At 41.4% G+C, this 17,566-nt stretch carries 18 protein-coding genes and 1 rRNA gene; 9 read left to right on the top strand and 10 right to left on the bottom strand.

Translation table 11 applies throughout. From position 1 onward, the window contains the following. Nucleotides 1-27: 27 nt before the first annotated feature. Nucleotides 28-142: ribosomal RNA gene (gene rrf / locus F907_RS02525) — 5S ribosomal RNA — on the top strand. Between the two features lie 259 nt (nt 143-401). After that, nucleotides 402-4,760, top strand: a complete 4,359-nt coding sequence (locus F907_RS02530) for a hypothetical protein (RefSeq protein ID WP_016653118.1) — start codon at nt 402-404, stop codon at nt 4,758-4,760. A 223-nt stretch (nt 4,761-4,983) separates the two neighbouring features. Here the strand turns inward: F907_RS02530 and F907_RS02535 are convergent, their stop codons facing one another. Further along, complete coding sequence (locus F907_RS02535) at nt 4,984-5,319, bottom strand: protein tyrosine phosphatase family protein (RefSeq protein ID WP_005277339.1); 336 nt, start codon at nt 5,317-5,319, stop codon at nt 4,984-4,986. A 122-nt stretch (nt 5,320-5,441) separates the two neighbouring features. On the opposite strand from F907_RS02535, the gene F907_RS02540 reads away from it, so the two are divergent. The 4 genes from F907_RS02540 to F907_RS02555 all read left to right on the top strand — a co-directional run bounded on the left by F907_RS02540 (nt 5,442) and on the right by F907_RS02555 (nt 7,738). Then, entirely contained in the window at nt 5,442-6,338 is an 897-nt protein-coding gene (locus F907_RS02540; RefSeq protein ID WP_016653117.1) for an alpha/beta hydrolase, read from the top strand. After that, a complete protein-coding gene (gene trxC, locus F907_RS02545) occupies nt 6,339-6,776 on the top strand; it encodes a thioredoxin TrxC (protein WP_005277333.1) in 438 nt (145 codons plus the stop codon). 1 nt (nt 6,777) lies between these two features. Beyond that, a complete protein-coding gene (locus F907_RS02550; RefSeq protein ID WP_005277330.1) occupies nt 6,778-7,191 on the top strand; it encodes an acyl-CoA thioesterase in 414 nt (137 codons plus the stop codon). Nucleotides 7,192-7,258: 67 nt separating this feature from the next. After that, nucleotides 7,259-7,738, top strand: a complete 480-nt coding sequence (locus tag F907_RS02555) for a GAF domain-containing protein (RefSeq protein WP_016653116.1) — start codon at nt 7,259-7,261, stop codon at nt 7,736-7,738. A gap of 58 nt (nt 7,739-7,796) precedes the next feature. On the opposite strand, the gene F907_RS02560 is transcribed toward F907_RS02555, so the two are convergent. Further along, nucleotides 7,797-8,291 (bottom strand): DUF4442 domain-containing protein, encoded by a 495-nt coding sequence (locus F907_RS02560; RefSeq protein ID WP_016653115.1) that lies wholly within the window; start codon nt 8,289-8,291, stop codon nt 7,797-7,799. Nucleotides 8,292-8,305: 14 nt separating this feature from the next. Then, nucleotides 8,306-8,794, bottom strand: coding sequence for a YajQ family cyclic di-GMP-binding protein (locus tag F907_RS02565; protein WP_005239796.1), 489 nt, complete (start codon nt 8,792-8,794; stop codon nt 8,306-8,308). Between the two features lie 90 nt (nt 8,795-8,884). On the opposite strand from F907_RS02565, the gene F907_RS02570 reads away from it, so the two are divergent. Continuing rightward, the gene (locus F907_RS02570) at nt 8,885-9,199 is read left to right on the top strand and encodes a rhodanese-like domain-containing protein (protein WP_005239794.1); all 315 of its coding nucleotides are present in this window, start codon (nt 8,885-8,887) and stop codon (nt 9,197-9,199) included. A gap of 86 nt (nt 9,200-9,285) precedes the next feature. On the opposite strand, the gene mnmC is transcribed toward F907_RS02570, so the two are convergent. Genes mnmC through F907_RS02590 form a run of 4 tightly spaced genes read right to left on the bottom strand, consistent with a single transcriptional unit; the run spans nt 9,286 to nt 12,614 of the window. After that, nucleotides 9,286-11,196: a bifunctional tRNA (5-methylaminomethyl-2-thiouridine)(34)-methyltransferase MnmC2/FAD-dependent 5-carboxymethylaminomethyl-2-thiouridine(34) oxidoreductase MnmC1 gene (gene mnmC / locus F907_RS02575; protein ID WP_016653114.1), complete on the bottom strand. Its 1,911-nt coding sequence runs from the start codon at nt 11,194-11,196 to the stop codon at nt 9,286-9,288. A gap of 17 nt (nt 11,197-11,213) precedes the next feature. After that, complete coding sequence (locus tag F907_RS02580; protein WP_016653113.1) at nt 11,214-11,672, bottom strand: SH3 domain-containing protein; 459 nt, start codon at nt 11,670-11,672, stop codon at nt 11,214-11,216. A 3-nt stretch (nt 11,673-11,675) separates the two neighbouring features. Then, complete coding sequence (locus F907_RS02585) at nt 11,676-11,978, bottom strand: YciI family protein (RefSeq protein ID WP_005277316.1); 303 nt, start codon at nt 11,976-11,978, stop codon at nt 11,676-11,678. Between the two features lie 24 nt (nt 11,979-12,002). Then, on the bottom strand, nt 12,003-12,614 hold the full coding sequence (locus tag F907_RS02590; protein ID WP_005239785.1) for a septation protein IspZ: 612 nt from the start codon (nt 12,612-12,614) through the stop codon (nt 12,003-12,005). Nucleotides 12,615-12,659: 45 nt separating this feature from the next. Here F907_RS02590 and F907_RS02595 point away from each other — a divergent pair, with 45 nt between their 5' ends. Then, nucleotides 12,660-13,523, top strand: a complete 864-nt coding sequence (locus F907_RS02595) for a PHP domain-containing protein (RefSeq protein ID WP_016653112.1) — start codon at nt 12,660-12,662, stop codon at nt 13,521-13,523. Between the two features lie 134 nt (nt 13,524-13,657). Here F907_RS02595 and F907_RS02600 read toward each other — a convergent pair whose 3' ends face one another. Beyond that, entirely contained in the window at nt 13,658-14,554 is an 897-nt protein-coding gene (locus F907_RS02600; protein WP_016653111.1) for a LysR family transcriptional regulator, read from the bottom strand. A gap of 103 nt (nt 14,555-14,657) precedes the next feature. Between F907_RS02600 and F907_RS02605 the strand changes: the two genes are divergently transcribed. After that, nucleotides 14,658-15,704: an aldo/keto reductase gene (locus F907_RS02605; RefSeq protein WP_016653110.1), complete on the top strand. Its 1,047-nt coding sequence runs from the start codon at nt 14,658-14,660 to the stop codon at nt 15,702-15,704. 46 nt (nt 15,705-15,750) lie between these two features. On the opposite strand, the gene F907_RS02610 is transcribed toward F907_RS02605, so the two are convergent. Then, nucleotides 15,751-16,662 (bottom strand): bestrophin family protein, encoded by a 912-nt coding sequence (locus F907_RS02610; protein ID WP_004655906.1) that lies wholly within the window; start codon nt 16,660-16,662, stop codon nt 15,751-15,753. Nucleotides 16,663-16,706: 44 nt separating this feature from the next. Beyond that, a complete protein-coding gene (gene radC, locus F907_RS02615) occupies nt 16,707-17,429 on the bottom strand; it encodes a RadC family protein (RefSeq protein ID WP_005239780.1) in 723 nt (240 codons plus the stop codon). Nucleotides 17,430-17,566 lie beyond the last annotated feature (137 nt).

Here is a 17,566-nt window from a genome sequence, read left to right as displayed (position 1 = left end):
TAAGACCCGAAAGCACCACAACAGTTTGCTGGCGACAATAGCAAGAGTGAACCACCTGATCCCTTCCCGAACTCAGAAGTGAAACCTCTTAGCGCTGATGGTAGTGTGGCACTTGCCATGTGAGAGTAAGTCATCGCCAGCTTTTAAATACGAACACCCCCTAACTAACGTTAGGGGGTGTTTTTTTATTGCATAGAGAAATTAATTTAAGCATTAAAAAATAATATTTAGAGGCTTTATTAAATTTATAATTTAAAAGATGGTTTTTTGCCAAGTAGTTCTCTTTATATACTGATAAAGAGGAAGTTGCAGATTGATAAAATATGTTATTTCTAGTAAATTTTTGTGTTAAAGCCGTAAGAGTATTTAGGGCTGAATTATTACATAAAATGGACACTACCATGACATATTTAATTAATTTAAAAAAATTAGGGGTTAACTCTACGCTTTTAGCTACCTCAGTTGCACTTGTTGCTTGTGGCGGCGGCGGCGGGGGTGGCTATTATGGAAATAGTGGAAGCAATAACACGAATGAAGGTGGTTCCAATTCTGGAAATAACTCTTCCAATGATAGTTCTAAAGTAGCTGAAAGCATTAAAGTATTAGATTTAAAAGATGCCTCAGATAAGACTATTGTTAATGCTAATGATAATTCGGTCGTAAAATTTTCAGTCCAGGTTTTAAATAAAGATCAGGGGGGAATCGCTGACAAAGATGTCCGTTTATCTATAACAGATAATGAAAAATTAGGGGTGACAAGTAAAGTTTCATTAGTTAAAACAGTTGATGGTGGTGTCGCTGGCTTTGAGCTTAATATTCCTGCTCTTGCGACGGCATCTGGAAAAGTATTATTAACTGCTACTGTTGATGGCACATCAATTAAACAAGTTTATACACTGAATATTACTAAAACCAGCACTGTTCAAAGTAATTATAATTTAAATGTTCAGCAAGGCGTTGTTTTAAATTTACCGAAAGGCACTGCAACAGTTAATGCTCAGGTTACGGATCAAAATGGGGGGATTAAAGCAGGACAAAATGTTAGTTTAGTTTTACCAGCAGAGATGCAGGGTAAATTTTTCATTTCGTCAGGCTCATCGCTTACTACAGATAATAATGGTAATGCTGCATTTACGATTACAGCGAATACTGATTTAACTTCAGATGATATCCAGAAATTTGTTGCAACCTCTCAAAGTCTAGAACTTAAATTGGTAGACGAGTTTAAAGCTCAAAAAACTGTCAAAGCTGCAATTACATTTAAAGATATTTCTCAGGTTGTACAAAAACTTGAAATTATTAAAGCTGATGTACCTATCACTGCTCAAAATGGCACCACGACAGTCAAAGTTCGTGCAAAAAATAGTAGTGATGTTGCTTTAGCAAATAAAAAAGTAAAATTAATTTTTACTGATAAAAGTGATGCTTATGGTGTGAGCTTGGATCAAGCTGAAGTGATCACGGATGCGAATGGCTATGCAACTTTTACAATCAAAGCAAACTCTAGTTATCCAATTGCTTTATCTCAACAGGGAATTAATCTAAAAGCGATTTATTCTGATAGTTCTGATGTTTTCGCTCAGGATACAATTACTGTTATCACCACAGATTCAAATGCAGCGGATCAATTGGCTTTACAGCGTTTAGAAATTGCATCTTCTTATAAAATTAATGCAAAAAATGATCAAGTCACGATCACTGTTAAAGGAATTAATAATAAAGGTGAGGCTGCTACAAAAGGAAAGGTGTCCTTAGCGTTAAATGGTGATGCCATTTCAAATGGCGTCACATTTGATGGAAGTGCTGAAAATGATTTTAGTAAAGTAGCTGGGGGATATGTTACTTATACCTTACGAACGAATGCAAAAACAGAGGCTGCTGTTGCCGCTTTAGTTAAGTCAGGTATTACAGCAACATTCAAAACGGATAATAATTTAACCAATAGTATTCAAATTGCGGTAGCAGACGAGGAAAAATCGGAAGAAGCAGTTGGTTACTTAGCAATTGATCCAATTAATAGTGCTTTTGATTATACAAAAGATCAAACAATTACCGTCAAAGTCAAAGCAATTGGCGTAAAAGGAAGTGCTTTAAAGGGAGAGAATATTTCAGTCGCTCTTCCTACATTAACGAGTACAGATTTACAGGCACTGGGTTTAAGTTTAACTGGCCAAGCATCTAAAAATACAGATGAAACGGGTTATGCGACTTTTGTTTACGAGTTTAAAGCGAATGGTTCCGATAGGCAAAAGCAGTTAGTTGCAAATGGAATCAGAATCACGGCACAAGCTGCATCAAATGCATCCCAGCAAACTACAACAGTGAACTTTAAGGCACCTACCGACCAGACCGAGATTGATCTGGATTATTTGGCTGTAGATATGCCTGGAAACGTTGTTTTAACTCAAGGGGGTGAACAAACAATCAATGTTGTTGTTAATGCGACGGGAACGGATGGAAAACCTTTAACGGGTCAAAAAATTGGAATTGGTTTAAATGAAGCAGCTTTAGGTAATGGGGTGAGTCTTGCCACAGCATCTGCACTTTCAACAGAAAATGGCAAAGTCACTTTTAGTTTAAAAGTCAAAGCAAATAGTCAGACTGAATTAACGAATTTAATTGCGAATGGGATTACTGTTGCAGTAAAAGGTACGCGTAAGGACGGTTCTGCTTATACATTAACACGTAAGATTGATGTGAGTCGTCCGCCAGTAATTCTACCTAATTTAGCTGGACTTACACTTTCTTATAATGTCCAAACTGTATCTGTATTGGGTGGAGATGTTAGGGTTAAAGTCATTGCCCAAGATAGTGCTGGGAATGTGGTTGCAAATACGCCTCTAGCCATTGCGCTCGCTGGGTTAACAGGCTCTCGAGTATCTTTATCTGATTCTGCATTAACGACCAATAGTAAAGGTGAAGCAGAATTTACAGTTAAGGTCTCAGAAGGTGCTTATGATGCAAGTCTGATTAAGAATGGCATCACGTTTGCTATCGTTGGAACAAACCTGAATAATGGTGATCGTATTCAACAAACAGGTACGATCCAGGTTGCTATCCCTAAAGATTCAGTAAATCTACGGTTAACTTCAGATAAGACAGATCTGGAAATTGGTCAAAGTTACCAAGTTCAGGTTGCTGTAAAAGATGAGTTAGGTGCAAATACAGCTTATCCAGTGAATCTTTCTCTGAATCAAGAAGCATTAAATGCTGGTGTTAAATTGAGTGCTGATTCAGCCCTTACTACAGCAAATGGTTCAACAGCAATTTCTCTAAGTATACCAAAAGATATGTCTGATACAGCTAAACAAGCTTTATTGACATCTGGTATACAAGTGATAGGGACGATTAAAAACCCGAAAGGTGAAGAGTTAAAGACGACGCTAAGTTTTACTGTGGTAGCGCCTATTAATACAAACCATTTAACGATTGATAGTAATAAAATTTCCTTAAGTACAGCGGGTGATACAGCGCTTGCTACAGTTAAGCTTTTAGATGTCAATCAGGGTGGAGTTGCAAATCAGCCTGTTACATTAAGTATTGTTGATCCGAGAAATGCAACGTCAATTAAAGGCGCATCACAGGTTGTAACCAATCAATATGGTGAAGCTGTCTTTAGTCTGGATATGAAACAGAGCAATAGTACGAATACTGATCCTATTCTTTTGATTGCCTCTCATATAAATGAACAAGGTGCTGTAGTACAGCAAGTTTCACAAATATCGGTCAATTCGCCAACAACTTTGGCTCCTCAACTTGATCTGAAATTAAAGGCATCAAAAGATAAATTACATGTACGTGGTGATGCAGTTGATGTTTCTGTACTCGTGACAGATATCAATGGTTCGAGCCAATCTGGAAAAGCAGTAACATTAACAATTCCAGATTACCAAAAAAATGGTGCTTATATCCGTGGTGCTTCTACAGTAGAAAGTGATGAAAATGGTTGGGTGAAATTTACTGTAGTGATTGATGAAAATCTTCGTGCTCAAGGTTATAGCGCTGCTCAGTTTATTACAGATGACCTCCGTGTAGAGGCATTGGTTAAAGACAGTAATGGAACAGAACGACGCCAGAGTTATGTGGCTGATATTATTGCTGCGGATGTTCCCGTAACTCAAGGCTCAATAACGGTTGTTATGAATCCTAATAAAGTGGGGACTGATGATACTTCTGGTATTTACTATAATTGGAATGCTTCTGTACAAGTAACCGATTTAGATGGTCGACCAGTAGCGAATCAAAATGTCACAATGGATGTACGAGCTGTCGAGTTTTCTCGTGGTGCATGGACGGTTGTTGAAAATCCGACTACGAAAGAAAAATTCTGGACTCAACATTTACCACCAGCATTAACACCTCCATTAGCCTGTGCAATATCGACTACAGATGATCCTTCAACGCCTTATGATGATCGCAATGTCACGATTACAGGTGAGAAAGATAGAAATGGTGTCGATGTCCTTGAAACTTTAAATGTTGTTCGCTTTATTGGAGCAAGTGACTCAAATCCATATACTGCAACCTATACAACAGATAAAGAAGGTAAATTTGACTTCCAAATACGTTATCCGAAAGCGTATGCGTCATGGTTATCTGTGCAGATTGGCGCGACTGCGACATTGGCGAATACACCAATACATGGTTATCGAACTGTCTCTTTACCAACCGTATCTGCTGACTTTGATAAGAGTGATTGGGCCTTTACACCATCGATTAATAATAAGAGTCCATATGGAATTCTGAATACGTGTAAATAACTAATGTAAAAAACAGCACTTCGGTGCTGTTTTTTTATAGTGCTGTTCCTACACTGACGGAGGCAGTCGGACGAACTTGTAGTGAGCTACACGCCGAAACAGCGAAGAGACATAAAAGGATAAGCGCGAGTTTTGACATGGTTCTTGATCTATTGAAAAAGAACCATCATCTTATAAATACAAAGCTTTAACTATTTGGATCAGGTAATGAAATGTAATGGACTTAATCGTCTAATAAATCCATTTGTTTAGCGATCTGATATAAATTATTTGAACGGTTACCTGTACGGCAGAACATGAGTATTGGTTTTGGCAGTTCATTATAATGATTGGCAAATGTACGGACATCGAGTTCAGTGATCTGGCCAGCAACAACAGGTTGATAAACATAGTCTAGGCCTGCACTACGCGCTGATTCTTCGATTAGCGCACTGGTGGGTTGGTCTGGGCCACCTTCCAGATCAGGACGGTTATTAATAATCGATTTAAAGCCTTTCTCGACGACTTGCCCAATATGCTCAGGGCCGATTTGACCTGCGAAACCAACATTCTCTGTCATCTTGTCACTCCAAAAACAAATAAAACATTTTATGCTCTATCATAGCATTAAGCTCGATCTTGAGTTTAAATGTCTATATTAAATAAATGATGATAAGTAAAAGATAACGCAATGGAGCGCGCATGCATACTTACACTGTTGAGCCGTTGTATGTTTCCAGTGGTGATGAAACCATCGCTGCGGACTTCTATCTTCCTAAAGCCAATATCAGACCTGCAGTGATTATTATGGCACATGGCTTTGCAGGATTGCGTCAATTCAAACTCATCCAGTATGCGCAGCGTTTTGCACAAGCGGGCTATGCCGTTATTTTATTTGATTATCGCTATTGGGGCGGGAGTACGGGTAAACCTCGAGAGTTGGTCTCGCTGAGCGCACAATTGGATGATTGGAAGAGCATCGTTCAATATGCATCCAACTGCAAGTTAATTGATAGTCGACGCATTATTTTATGGGGAACATCGTTAAGTGGTGGCTATGCACTAAGTCTGGCAACTGACCTTAAAAATATTCAAGCGGTGATGGTGCAGGTTCCCTATGTGGATGGGGCTGAAACAGCCAAGCTTTATCCGCTACAGCGTTATCCTGAAGCCCTGAAACGTTCTAGTCAGGATTATATGGGTTCCAAGATGGGCTTAGTGCCGAAAACCCTGCCTGTGGTCGATCAATATCGACTCTGTTTCTTGCCAACGTCAGATAGTTATTTTGGTTATCACTCGATTGTGAACCCTGACTACTATTGGAGCGGAGAAGTCCCTGCGCGGGTGTTCTTTAATCTCATGCGTTATCGTCCGATTCAGTTTGTAAGAAAAATTAATATCCCGGTTTTATTCATTGCCGCCAAGCATGACTCCCTGATTCCGATTGAATCAAGTCGTGAAGCTGCCACCAATATTGCGCCATTTGTGAGCTATCACGAATGGGAAATGAAACATTTTGATATTTATCATGGTTCTTGGTTTGAAAAAGCAGTCACAACCCAATTAGAATTTTTACATCAACATATTGGAGTGATGTAGATGATTATTGTCTGTGCATCATGTGGTGCAAAAAATCGTGTACCCGAAGAAAAATTAGCAGTTCACCCTAATTGCGGTCAATGTCATCAAGCGTTGTTGACGCAGACCCCGATTGAATTAAACGAACAAAATTTTAGTAACTTCATCAGTAATTCTGACCTACCTGTACTGATAGATCTGTGGGCAGAATGGTGCGGTCCTTGTAAGATGATGGCACCACATTTTGCGCAGGTGGCGAAGCAGAATCCTTATGTGGTTTTTGCCAAAATTGATACTGAAGCCAATCCTCGTTTAAGTGCTGCTTTTAACGTGCGTAGTATTCCGACTTTGGTCTTAATGAATAAAACCACTGAATTGGCGAGAATTAGCGGGGCATTACGTAGCCCTGAATTACAGCAATGGCTAGATCAGCAATTACAGCAACACCAAGGACATTAACATGAGCGAACGCCCAACTCATCCTGAAGGGACTTTATCACTACAGAATATTGCCATGCCAGCTGATACCAATTGGAGTGGCGATGTTTTTGGCGGCTGGATTGTGTCTCAGATGGATCTCGCAGGAGCGATTCATGTTGAACGTTTTAGTAAAGGTCGCTGCGCCACTATTGCGATCAATCAGATGACTTTTCTTGTGCCGGTAAAGGTCGGGAATGTGATTAGCTGTTATACCAAGATTTTGAAAGTCGGTAGCAGTTCGGTGCAAGTTCAAATTGAGGTATGGAATAGTCACGATGATTCACGTGAACCTATACGGATTACCGAAGGGGTGTTTACCTTTGTGGCAGTTGATGTAAATGGTAAGAAACGTTTGATCTCAGAAGAGATTAAGCAGACATTTGCCGCAAGTTAAGTAATTGCAAGGCCTGCTCGCTCTTGTTTTGTTGAGCAAGCCAATATTCTTTTATTTGGAATGATGTATGGCTGAAGAATTAGTTTTGCAGCATGGCCATAAGGCTGAGCAATATCAAAGTATCCTTCCACAGATTCAAGCAATTATTGAAGATGAAACTGATGTGATTGCCAATCTCGCCAATATCTGCGCTGCGTTAAAACAGCAATTTGGCTGGTTCTGGATTGGTTTTTATCTAGTCAAAGAGAATGAGTTGGTGTTAGGTCCATTTCAAGGCCCCATTGCCTGTACCCGTATTGCAAAAGGTCGTGGCGTGTGTGGGACTGCGTGGCAGCAACAGCAAGTCATTATTGTACCCGATGTCGATCAATTCCCTGGACATATTGCCTGTAGCTCTGCCTCAAAGTCGGAGATTGTACTGCCGATCATGAAAAATGGGACGTGCGTCGGAGTATTGGATATTGATAGTGATGAACTCAATCAATTTGATGAAATCGATGCTGAATATTTGAAACAACTCATGCAGCGGATTGAAAAATTTATTTAACTGCTTGATAACAATAAGGCCCAAATTAATTTGGGCCTTATTGTTAGGTGATTCAGTGCTATTTTTTACGCTTTGGCAACCAAGCCCAAAGCATTTGGCATTGGATTGGTGTATTGCCTGAATCATCTATTACGGTTACAGGAATCAATAACTCGCCTTTCTCATTGTCCGCAATGAACTGTTGTTGCTCTGCTGACAATGTTGCCGTTGCGGTTAAACCACCTTGAGCCACTTTTAAATAATCGACATGCAATGATTTGATCAACAAGATGCGATCATCAGGGACATGTAAACCTGTTAAAAAACCCGTCGCAGTCTCGCCGAGTAATGCCATAGCTGCTGCATGAACACCCTTAATATGATTTTGCATATTACGCTGGTTTTCAATACGTACAGTCACGTGGTCTTTGTCGACTTCTAAATAGCGAATATTCGCTGTTCCGACCATCGGAACCACACGACCAAACGCCTTGCTCCAGAGTGTGCTGCGGATGCCTTTTGGAAATTTAGATGTGGTTTTAACCAGCTTATAAAGACGATTATCTTTTGCCATAGTGAACCTATTGCTTAATCTTTGAAATTATTAAATTGCAGTGGCAGACCAAATTGTTGTTCACGTAAAAAGTTCATGATTTGTTGCAAAGTATCGCGTTTTTTATCTGTGACACGGATTTTGTCTCCTTGAATAGAAGATTGCGCTTTGATGCCGCTTTCTTTAATGGCTTTATTAATTTTTTTTGCGGTATCTGAGTCAAGTCCATCTTTGAGCTTGATCACTTGGACGACGTTTTTACCCGAAGCTGTGGCTTTTTGAGGGTCTAAAGCTTGTACATCAATCTTGCGTTTATAAAAATGGTTTTCAAGCATGGTATAAACTTGTTCGCACTGGAAATCACTTTCAGTTGAGATTTTGATTTCTTTATTTTTCTCATTTAACTCAATTGAAACGTCTTGTCCACGGAAGTCAAAACGAGTTGCAATCTCTTTTTCTGTGTTTTGCACAGCATGATTGACTTCAAATAACTCTAATTCAGAAACAATATCAAAAGAAGGCATGGTTAGACCTTTACAAAGGGAAAGAATATTTGAGATGCTAAGGGGGTTTTCTTCATTTGCCAAGTGTTGTTTACATCAAAGGAGTGCACAATGATCCGTAAACAAGAAATTACAACATTTGAGTTCCCAGAAGGCGCAGTCATCTGGGATGTCCGTGATACCAAAGCGTATGCAGAGGCTCATGTCAAAGGGGCGGTGAATCGCCCAATTACTGAAATAACTGCGGATAGTTTGACTCAAGTTACAGCGGATCAACCGATTTATATTCTATGTGGTGGTGGCAGCAAAGCACCGCGTGCAGCAGAGCTTCTAGACGGTATTGATGGTTCTCGAGAGTATGTCGTATTGATGGGTGGCACACGCGCAGCGCGTGATGCGGGCTTGCCTTTAGAACAAGGCGCTTAAATCACTCAAAAAATTGGCCAAAATACTTGGGTATTTTGGCCAATTCAAAACTTTAGATCTCAGTCATTTTTAAAATTAAAAAATATTTAAGCAGAATAATAAGGCTTCTTCACTTTAGTTTTCTTTTGAAAACGTTGTGGATTGAGCTTATCCAATAAGTTTTGAGGTACTGGGCATAATTCGCCTAAGACTAAGGCTGCCAATATTTCACTACACAAGGGGGCAAACAAGAACCCTTTAGAGCCTAGACCTGCAAAGGTATACATTTGCCCATTATTCCCGATTTTCCCAACCAGAGGGAAATAATCCAAACTTTGCGCACGTACGGATGCACGGCCTTGCCAAGTGTCTACAACGGGCAGTTGTTGTGCATATTCTGGGAACACGCTGTGGATAAGTTCATAGTTATGCACATGATCTTCTGCCAAGACATCAACATCATCTCGGTTCGGATAAAAGGATGCACCGAGAATCAATTGCGCTGCATCTAATTGCATACAATAACCGCCATAACTATAGGCTTGATCCAAGGCTAATGGTTGTATGGAATTATTGACCCAACTAACTTGTCCTCGAATCGGCTTTAACACGGGGTAGTTTTCAAATAGCTCAGCACTTTGCTTGGCACAACAAACAATCACATCATCGGCTGTTGCGATGAGTTGTTGTTCTTGCCAAAGCTCAGTTTGGTTGTTTGCGGTATTTAAGCGAGAAATTTTTGCTTTTTTACATTGGATATTCGGATGTTGCAAAATTTCATCACGCAATTGTTGTGGCGACACAGCCCCTGCTTGATGAAGCGCCAAGCTTGGATAAGCTGTTTCAGGTGTAGCTTTCTGCTGATCTGGTACAGATAACACCGCTTCAGGGTACTGTTCCGCTAAGCCGAGCAATTCATCTGCATTTTTTAAAGCCAGTTGCTGGACTTGAATCGGTCTAAATGCTTTAAAGCGTGAATAGAAATTCAAGGCATGTTGCCAGCTCAAAGTCATTAAGTGCTCATGTGCCTGTTCAATTGGGCACAGTTTGGGATTCAGTAAAGCCAGAGGATTGCCCGAGGCACCTGAAAGTGGCTCATTTTGCTCGTAGATCGTGACCTGATGGCCGCGTTGAGCAAAGGCCCATGCTGTGCTTAAACCTGCGATCCCAGCGCCAATGATGGCAATCTGACGAGGTCTTGAACTGGATGCCATTGGTGCTACTTCAGATTGAACCTTAATTTCTGATGCTGCATCCAAGTCTTCAGTTTTAACGTGCGTAGGATCAAGCCAGATGGCTTTGAGCATTTCACGTTTATGACCAAAACCACGTGGGCGGCTAATGTGCACACCATGTTGCTTGAGTCCACGTTTTAGTACACCAGCAACACTAAAGGACGCAAACGTCGTTCCATAGTCGGATAAACGAACCATGTGATTCAGTACATTTTCCTGCCACATGTCTGGATTACATGAAGGCGCAAAGCCATCAAGGAACCATGCATTTACGGCTTGGGTCTTGGGAATAGTTGGAAAAATATCCTGTGCATCACCTAACCATAAATCGATGCTAAAGCGTTCTTCTGGAAAGCTTAAACGATGACAGCCTGCTATGGCCAAAGGGTATTGCGCAATCAGTTGATCGGCTAATGGTTTGAGCTCAGGCCAGACATTCAGTGCACGGATCAGATCGACTTTGCTCAACGGGAATTTTTCGACGCTGACCACATGTAAATGGCTGTGATTGTCAAGACGAATCTGCTGCCAAAGCTGCCACAAGGTTAGAATATTTAAACCTGTGCCAAAGCCCGTTTCGCCCACACAAAAGTATTGATAGTCGTTCAGTTGCGACAGACGTTCAGTGAGGTCATTACCATTTAAAAACACGTGCCGTGTTTCAAGTAAACCATTATCTTTAGAAAAGTAGACATCGCCGAACTGTTTAGAAATGGGAACTTCGATGCCATCGATGAGTTCCCAGTCTAATTCGGCTGTTTGTAATTTTGCTGAGTGAGACATAAATAAAGGAGAAGGTTTTACCACTGACGACGACGTTTAGTGTGAATATAACTGGCAATCAAGAAACCCAGAATCACACCGACAGCAAGGGTCATCGCACCATATAAAAACATTTGTGCACTGCGTTCGCTTTGCAACACCTGAACCTGTACAGTCAAATTATCATTTTTTAACTGTAACTCTTGATTTTGAGAGAGCGCTTCGAGGTTGGCGTGTTCAAGTTGTTTCAAACGACTGGCTTGATCTTGAATCATGGCCTTTACTTTTGCATCTTGCTGCTGTTTGGCTTTGGCAATTTGCTCAGCAGTCAGTGGTTTTACTGCTGTTGTATTGGCTGTAGCGGGTACGGTGGTAGTGGGTTGGGTTTGCGCTGTTGCAGCAGCCGTGGCTGGAGCAGCAGGTGCAGGGGATTCAACGGCCCATGCAGTCGAACTGAGTAGACATAATGCGAATAGACTTTTTACAACAACTTGCATGATTTACCCTTTTGGAAAAGCTTTATTGAATGGTTTTACTTCGATATTTGAGTAAATCCCTTCTTTTAAAAATGGCTCTTCTTTAATCCATGCATCTAATGCTTCTCGACTGTCAAATTCGACAATCATGGTACTGCCAAAAAAGCCTGCTTGTGGATCATTTGGGTCTTTAGGATGCGCACCAGCTGCAATTAAACGACCTTCATCATCTAACTTTTGTAGTCGTTCAATATGTTGCGGGCGGGTTGCTAAACGTTTTTCCAAAGTACCTTCGCGATCAGTACAAGTCAGCACAAAATATGGCATGGCAGTAGCTCGATGATTTAAAATCTATTCAGTGGTTTTAAAATGCTTTCTTAAGAAAAACAGTATAGCAGCTAGGTAACTCATAGAAACGATAATATCGCCAAAAGCGGTGAATTCACCCCAATATTTTCCTTGCATGTAGACAAAACCAAAGAAGAAATGCAAAGCAGCAAGTAAAAAGAATTGTCCACACCATGCCCAGTTCAATTTGATCCAGCCTCTTGGGCTAAGTTCGAGTAAAGAGCCTAAAAGCTTCTGGATAATTGGCATGCGTTCTTTATTAAATAATGGCGTCACGAGGAAGCCTAGTCCAATGCCGATATTGATAATAATGGCCTTCATTTTAATGTAGGTGACATCACTAAAGATCAGGGTGATTCCACCAAAAATGACGGACATACCCACGATGAACCACTGCATTTTTTCCAATTTAAATTTCTGGAAAAAGAACAGGCAGCCATACACCACCAAGGTTGAAATGAGTAGTGCACAGGTTGCAACAAGAATATGATTTTGATCAGTATTTCCAGCACTGCCCACCAGCTGTAGCAGGGGGTGATGACTATCTTTAGGATCGGTGGTTTTATAAAAATAAAAGAAGATAATAATCGGAAGATAGTCGAGCAACGCTTTCATGTTACAGTACGATGATGAAATAGGTCAGATAGCATAATACAAACCATGTTCGGTGTCGATTTACACACACATACACTCATTTCCGATGGTACCTTCTCTCCGGAGCAACTGGTACAGGCTGCGGTGGACTTAAAAATTCATACTTTGGCAGTCACAGATCATGACACCATGGATGCTTTGTCACGTGCCCAAAATTATGCTCAAGCACATGATATTCAAATTATTTCTGGGGTAGAAGTTTCCAGTCAATGGTCTAGACCGAATACCAAAAAGAGCTATGGTGTGCATATAGTGGCCTTGGATATGCAGGATGATGCGCCGATCAAAGCCATGTTGGAACAGCAGAAAAAAGTCCGTGCGGAACGGGCAAAAGTGATTTGTCAGCTCTTAGAAAAATGTATTGATTTTGATATCTATCCTGATGTGATTGCACAAGTGGATGGTGAAGCAGATCGTGTCACCCGAACTCATATTGCCAGAGCCTTAGTCGAAAAAAATATTGTCAGTCGTCCGCAACAGGCTTTTGACCGTTTTCTGAAAGAAGGCAAAAAAGCCTTTGTGAAATTTGAAGGCATGGGCCTTAAAGAAACCATTGATGTGATTCATGCCAGTCAGGGTTTCGCCGTGCTTGCTCATCCGACCCGTTATGACCTGTCTGCCACCAATATCCGTTATTTGATTGAGCTATTTGCTGAATCAGGTGGTGATGCCGTAGAACTACCACCGAGTATTGAGCCTGCTTCGACACGTCAAATGGTGGATCGCATGATTCAGCAATTTGATCTGGCGGTTTCAATTGGTAGTGATTTCCATGGTGACAATATGCCGTGGATTAAATTGGGACAGACACCACGCCTGAAAGAGGGGCAGAAAGGGATTTGGGAAAGTTTTAAATCACCTGTACTATGAAAAAATTAGAATTTTGCCTCATCCTTGTTTTTTTCATACTGCTTGTATGGGGCGTTCAATGGATGTTTCATGGTTTTGCAGGAGGGGGCTAATAAATACTGCAACCTTAAGGCTCGTCTGAACGACTAAAGTTTTTATGATTCACGCTGCTGAAAGTAATCGACTAAATAATCCAAAAAGCGTTGTACTTTAGGCGCGATCAGCTCTCGATGCGGAAATACTGCATAAATTGCGGTTGTTTCTACAGGATAGTCGGGTAGAACTTGTACTAATCTTCCTGAAGCAAGATCCTCAGACACATGCCAGATCGAATGATTGGAAATCCCAAGGCCCGCTAAGGCGGCTTGTCGAACACCTTCACCTGAGTTGGTTGCAAAATATCCTTCGACATGAACCTGTTCAACTTTCCCTTCTGCATTGACCAAATGCCATTGATCGGTGAGACCCTGACCATGCTGCTGTAAGATACAGCGGTGTAGCTTGAGGTCTGCCAAGGTCTGCGGTTGACCATATTTTTCCAGATAGCTGGGTGAGGCGCAGAGCAAACGATGATTGGCACTCAGCCGTTTGGCGATCAAGCTGGAACTTTTTAACTGACCAATGCGAATCGCAAGATCTATTCCTTGTTGAATCAGATCGATGTTCTGGTCATTCAGATCCAAGTGAATTTTCAGTTCAGGATGCAACAACGCAAACTCTGCAATTACAGGCATGAATACTTTGGTGCCGAAAGTGGTTGAGGTGCTAATCCGAAGTCTACCTGTAAGCGGCCGATCTTTAAGCTTTAATGATTCTTGCAAGTGAATAAAATCAGCAATCCAATGCCGACCATGCTCAAGCAAAGCACGACCTTCATCGGTTAATGTCAGTTTCCGCGTGGTGCGATGAAACAAGCGTAGTTGTAGGTTTTGTTCTAGGCGCTGCAATTTCTGACTGGCGACGGAAACTGAGATATTTGTATCCTGTGCAGCTTTGCTGATTGAGCCCAAGTCTGCAACACGAATAAAAAACTGAAAATCTTCTGTATTCATTATCAATAAAATCAGAAAAGTATTTCTTGATTATCGTGGTTTTTCGAATAAATCCCTAGCGCTATTTTTGTATCTAAATCATCACAGGTTGAAGAGACAGATCATGAAATATCACTTTTTAGGAAATTCAGGATTAAAAGTATCAGAGCTGGGGTTTGGTGCGGGAACCTTGGGTGGACAAGGACAAATCTTTGCGGCTTGGGGGCAAGCCAGTCAAACAGAAGCCAATCAAATGATTCGTGCTGGTTTAGATGCGGGCATTAATTATTTTGATACGGCTGATGTCTATTCTGATGGAGAGTCTGAACGGATGCTGGGCAAGGCTTTGGCATCTGAACGTCAACATAATATTATTTCCACCAAAACCGGGATTCGTAGTTCAGACCATCTCAATGATGCCGGATTTAGTCGACGTTATTTATTGTCCGCAGTTGAACAGTCCTTAACTCGGCTGGGAACCGATTATATTGATGTATTACAGCTGCATCAGTTTGATAGCTTTACTGCATTGCCTCAGTTAATGAAAACTTTGGACGAGTTGGTGCGGAGTGGCAAAGTGCGTTACATCGGCGCGTCTAATTTTGCAGGTTGGCAACTGATGAAAGCCCAAGCGATTGCCGAACAATATAGCTATGAAAAGTTTGTGGTCAATCAGGTTTATTATTCATTGATTGGCCGTGATTATGAATGGGAGTTGATGCCCTTAAATGATGACCAGCAGATTGGGGCGGTGGTATGGAGTCCTTTGGGCTGGGGGCGATTGACAGGTAAGTTTGATCGCGAGAATCCGGTTCCAGCCCAGAGCCGTTTACATGAGACCGCGCAATTTGCACCACCAGTGAATGAGGCACATCTCTATGCTGTGATTGATGTGCTCAAACAGATTGCAGTCGAAACTGGCTATACAATTCCGCAAATTGCCTTAAATTGGTTGTTGCAGCGACCCACTGTATCCAGTGTCTTGATTGGTGCGCGTAATCAAACGCAACTGCAAGACAATCTTGTTGCCAAAGATATTCAGCTGTCGCTTGAACAGAGCGAACGCTTAAATCAGGTCAGTGCGGTTTATCCGCCATATCCTTATTATCCTTATTGGAATGGACAGTTTACCGAACGCTTTAAGTCCATCGTCCCATCACAATTTATTTAAGTGATGTTAAGCCGCATAAAAATGCCCTCATTGGAGGGCATTGCAATTAGAGTAAGTTATGGTCATGGGCCTGAATCGGCGGTGGGGTTGGGCGACCAAGCGTCCCCAATAGTTCGATTTCGATCGAACGTACCATCGCATCAAGCGGTAAGTCATTGCTTTGTGTGCCGAAAGGTTCTTCTATTTCAGTACTTAAAGCATCTAGACCTAAGAAGGTATAAGCGAGGATACCTACGAGCAGCGGTGTAACTAAGCCCAAGAGCGAACCAAGACTGAATGGCAGCATAAAACAGAAAAAATACACGGTACGATTCAGCAAAACCGAATAGGCGAATGGAATCGGGGTATTGGCAATGCGATCACAACCAGTTTGCATTTCACTTAAAGCGGCAACATGACGGTTCATCTGGGTATAAATGATATCCGAGATTTCACCTTCTTTCATGGCTTGTAACAGTTCCCATTGAATCAGGCTCAAGGTGTACTGCGGCGCATTATGCTGTTGATATAGTTGGGTCAGTGCTTGTTGGCTCAGTCCACTGGTTTCGGTCAATTCGGTCGGATTGGCGGTTTGATGACGCAGACGATCACGCAGTACATTGGCAAAGACAATTACGTTTTGAATAATCCGTTCACGACGTGCTTGGGTCAGCACGCGGCAATCACGGTCAAAATGGCGCGCAGTGGCAATTAACACGCCCCAGAGTTTACGCGCTTCCCACCAACGGTCATAACAGGCGGTATTCTTAAAGCCCAAGAAAATGGACAGTACCACACCAATTAAGGTGAAGCCGACTAAAGGAATTTCTGGGAAACGATACAGATTGACATACTCGACGCCACCAATGATGGCGGAAATCAGCATCACGAAACCGAGAGAGGGCAAAATTTTGGGTAAAATCGTTCCTCGCCATGAGAATAAAACTTTAAAAATACTCGGCTGGTCACGGACAATCATGTTATTTGAATCATTAATTTTATGTCTTGATATTCCTGTTTGAATTAAGCTTTGTCAAGGCGAGATTGCTTGGTTTGAATAGGGTTGAGTAGTTGTTGTTCAGAAAATGAAAAATAGCCTTCAGCTGAAATAATAAAATGATCGATCAAATGAATTTCCAACAGTTTGCAGGCTTGTTTCAGCTGTTGGGTCAGATAAATATCTTCTGTTGATGGTTGGGCAATGCCATAGGGATGATTGTGCGCTACTACGATTTGGCAGGCCTGTTGTTGCAGGGCATAGCGGAGGGTTTGATTCAGCGAGACAGTACAGGAATGATGTGAGCCGAAGAAGAGCTTTTTAAAATGCAATTTTCTGAGTTCGGCATCTAAACACAGCACGGCAAAAACTTCCTGTTTTTCACCTTGCAGTTCATAACGTAAATAGTCGAGCACCAGTGTTGAAGTATCCAGACAAAGTCGTTGTTGCTGGAAATGATTATTCAGATAACGCCGTCCAAGTTCCTTTACGGCCATCAGCTGTGCATATTTGGTTGAAGCAATGCCATTAAATTGGGATAAATCTTCAAGATTGGCATCAAATATCAAATTAAGTCCGCCAAAATGTTGAATCAAAATACGCGCCAATTCCACTGCAGAATGCTGTTTTGAGCCTGAACGTAGGAAAATCGCCAGTAATTCAGCATCGGATAAGCTTTGTGGGCCTTGGGATAAAAGTCGTTCTCTTGGACGTTCTTGTTCAGGCCAAGTTTTAATGGATTGATTCAATCGCTGATTTTCCTTTGATTTTATTGTGATTATTTTTTTAACGCGCAAAAATAATTGCACGTCTTTTCCTTTTATATGGCCTCATCTCAACACGATTTTCGATCATCGTCAGTGCTGAAATGTTGAGGGTGCTACTT

Origin of the sequence: Acinetobacter colistiniresistens (genome assembly GCF_000413935.1) — a bacterium.
GTDB lineage: Bacteria > Pseudomonadota > Gammaproteobacteria > Pseudomonadales > Moraxellaceae > Acinetobacter > Acinetobacter colistiniresistens.
The sequence above is the reverse complement of the archived record's forward strand: the minus strand, read 5'-3'. Positions and strand labels throughout refer to the sequence as shown.

Bases quoted from the DNA above. Each gene is read 5' to 3' on its own strand.
- F907_RS02530 (WP_016653118.1), top strand. From the start codon at position 402: ATGACATATTTAATTAATTTAAAAAAATTAGGGGTTAACTCTACGCTT.
- F907_RS02535 (WP_005277339.1), bottom strand. From the start codon at position 5,319: ATGACAGAGAATGTTGGTTTCGCAGGTCAAATCGGCCCTGAGCATATT.
- F907_RS02540 (WP_016653117.1), top strand. From the start codon at position 5,442: ATGCATACTTACACTGTTGAGCCGTTGTATGTTTCCAGTGGTGATGAA.
- trxC (WP_005277333.1), top strand. From the start codon at position 6,339: ATGATTATTGTCTGTGCATCATGTGGTGCAAAAAATCGTGTACCCGAA.
- F907_RS02550 (WP_005277330.1), top strand. From the start codon at position 6,778: ATGAGCGAACGCCCAACTCATCCTGAAGGGACTTTATCACTACAGAAT.
- F907_RS02555 (WP_016653116.1), top strand. From the start codon at position 7,259: ATGGCTGAAGAATTAGTTTTGCAGCATGGCCATAAGGCTGAGCAATAT.
- F907_RS02560 (WP_016653115.1), bottom strand. From the start codon at position 8,291: ATGGCAAAAGATAATCGTCTTTATAAGCTGGTTAAAACCACATCTAAA.
- F907_RS02565 (WP_005239796.1), bottom strand. From the start codon at position 8,794: ATGCCTTCTTTTGATATTGTTTCTGAATTAGAGTTATTTGAAGTCAAT.
- F907_RS02570 (WP_005239794.1), top strand. From the start codon at position 8,885: ATGATCCGTAAACAAGAAATTACAACATTTGAGTTCCCAGAAGGCGCA.
- mnmC (WP_016653114.1), bottom strand. From the start codon at position 11,196: ATGTCTCACTCAGCAAAATTACAAACAGCCGAATTAGACTGGGAACTC.
- F907_RS02580 (WP_016653113.1), bottom strand. From the start codon at position 11,672: ATGCAAGTTGTTGTAAAAAGTCTATTCGCATTATGTCTACTCAGTTCG.
- F907_RS02585 (WP_005277316.1), bottom strand. From the start codon at position 11,978: ATGCCATATTTTGTGCTGACTTGTACTGATCGCGAAGGTACTTTGGAA.
- F907_RS02590 (WP_005239785.1), bottom strand. From the start codon at position 12,614: ATGAAAGCGTTGCTCGACTATCTTCCGATTATTATCTTCTTTTATTTT.
- F907_RS02595 (WP_016653112.1), top strand. From the start codon at position 12,660: ATGTTCGGTGTCGATTTACACACACATACACTCATTTCCGATGGTACC.
- F907_RS02600 (WP_016653111.1), bottom strand. From the start codon at position 14,554: ATGAATACAGAAGATTTTCAGTTTTTTATTCGTGTTGCAGACTTGGGC.
- F907_RS02605 (WP_016653110.1), top strand. From the start codon at position 14,658: ATGAAATATCACTTTTTAGGAAATTCAGGATTAAAAGTATCAGAGCTG.
- F907_RS02610 (WP_004655906.1), bottom strand. From the start codon at position 16,662: ATGATTGTCCGTGACCAGCCGAGTATTTTTAAAGTTTTATTCTCATGG.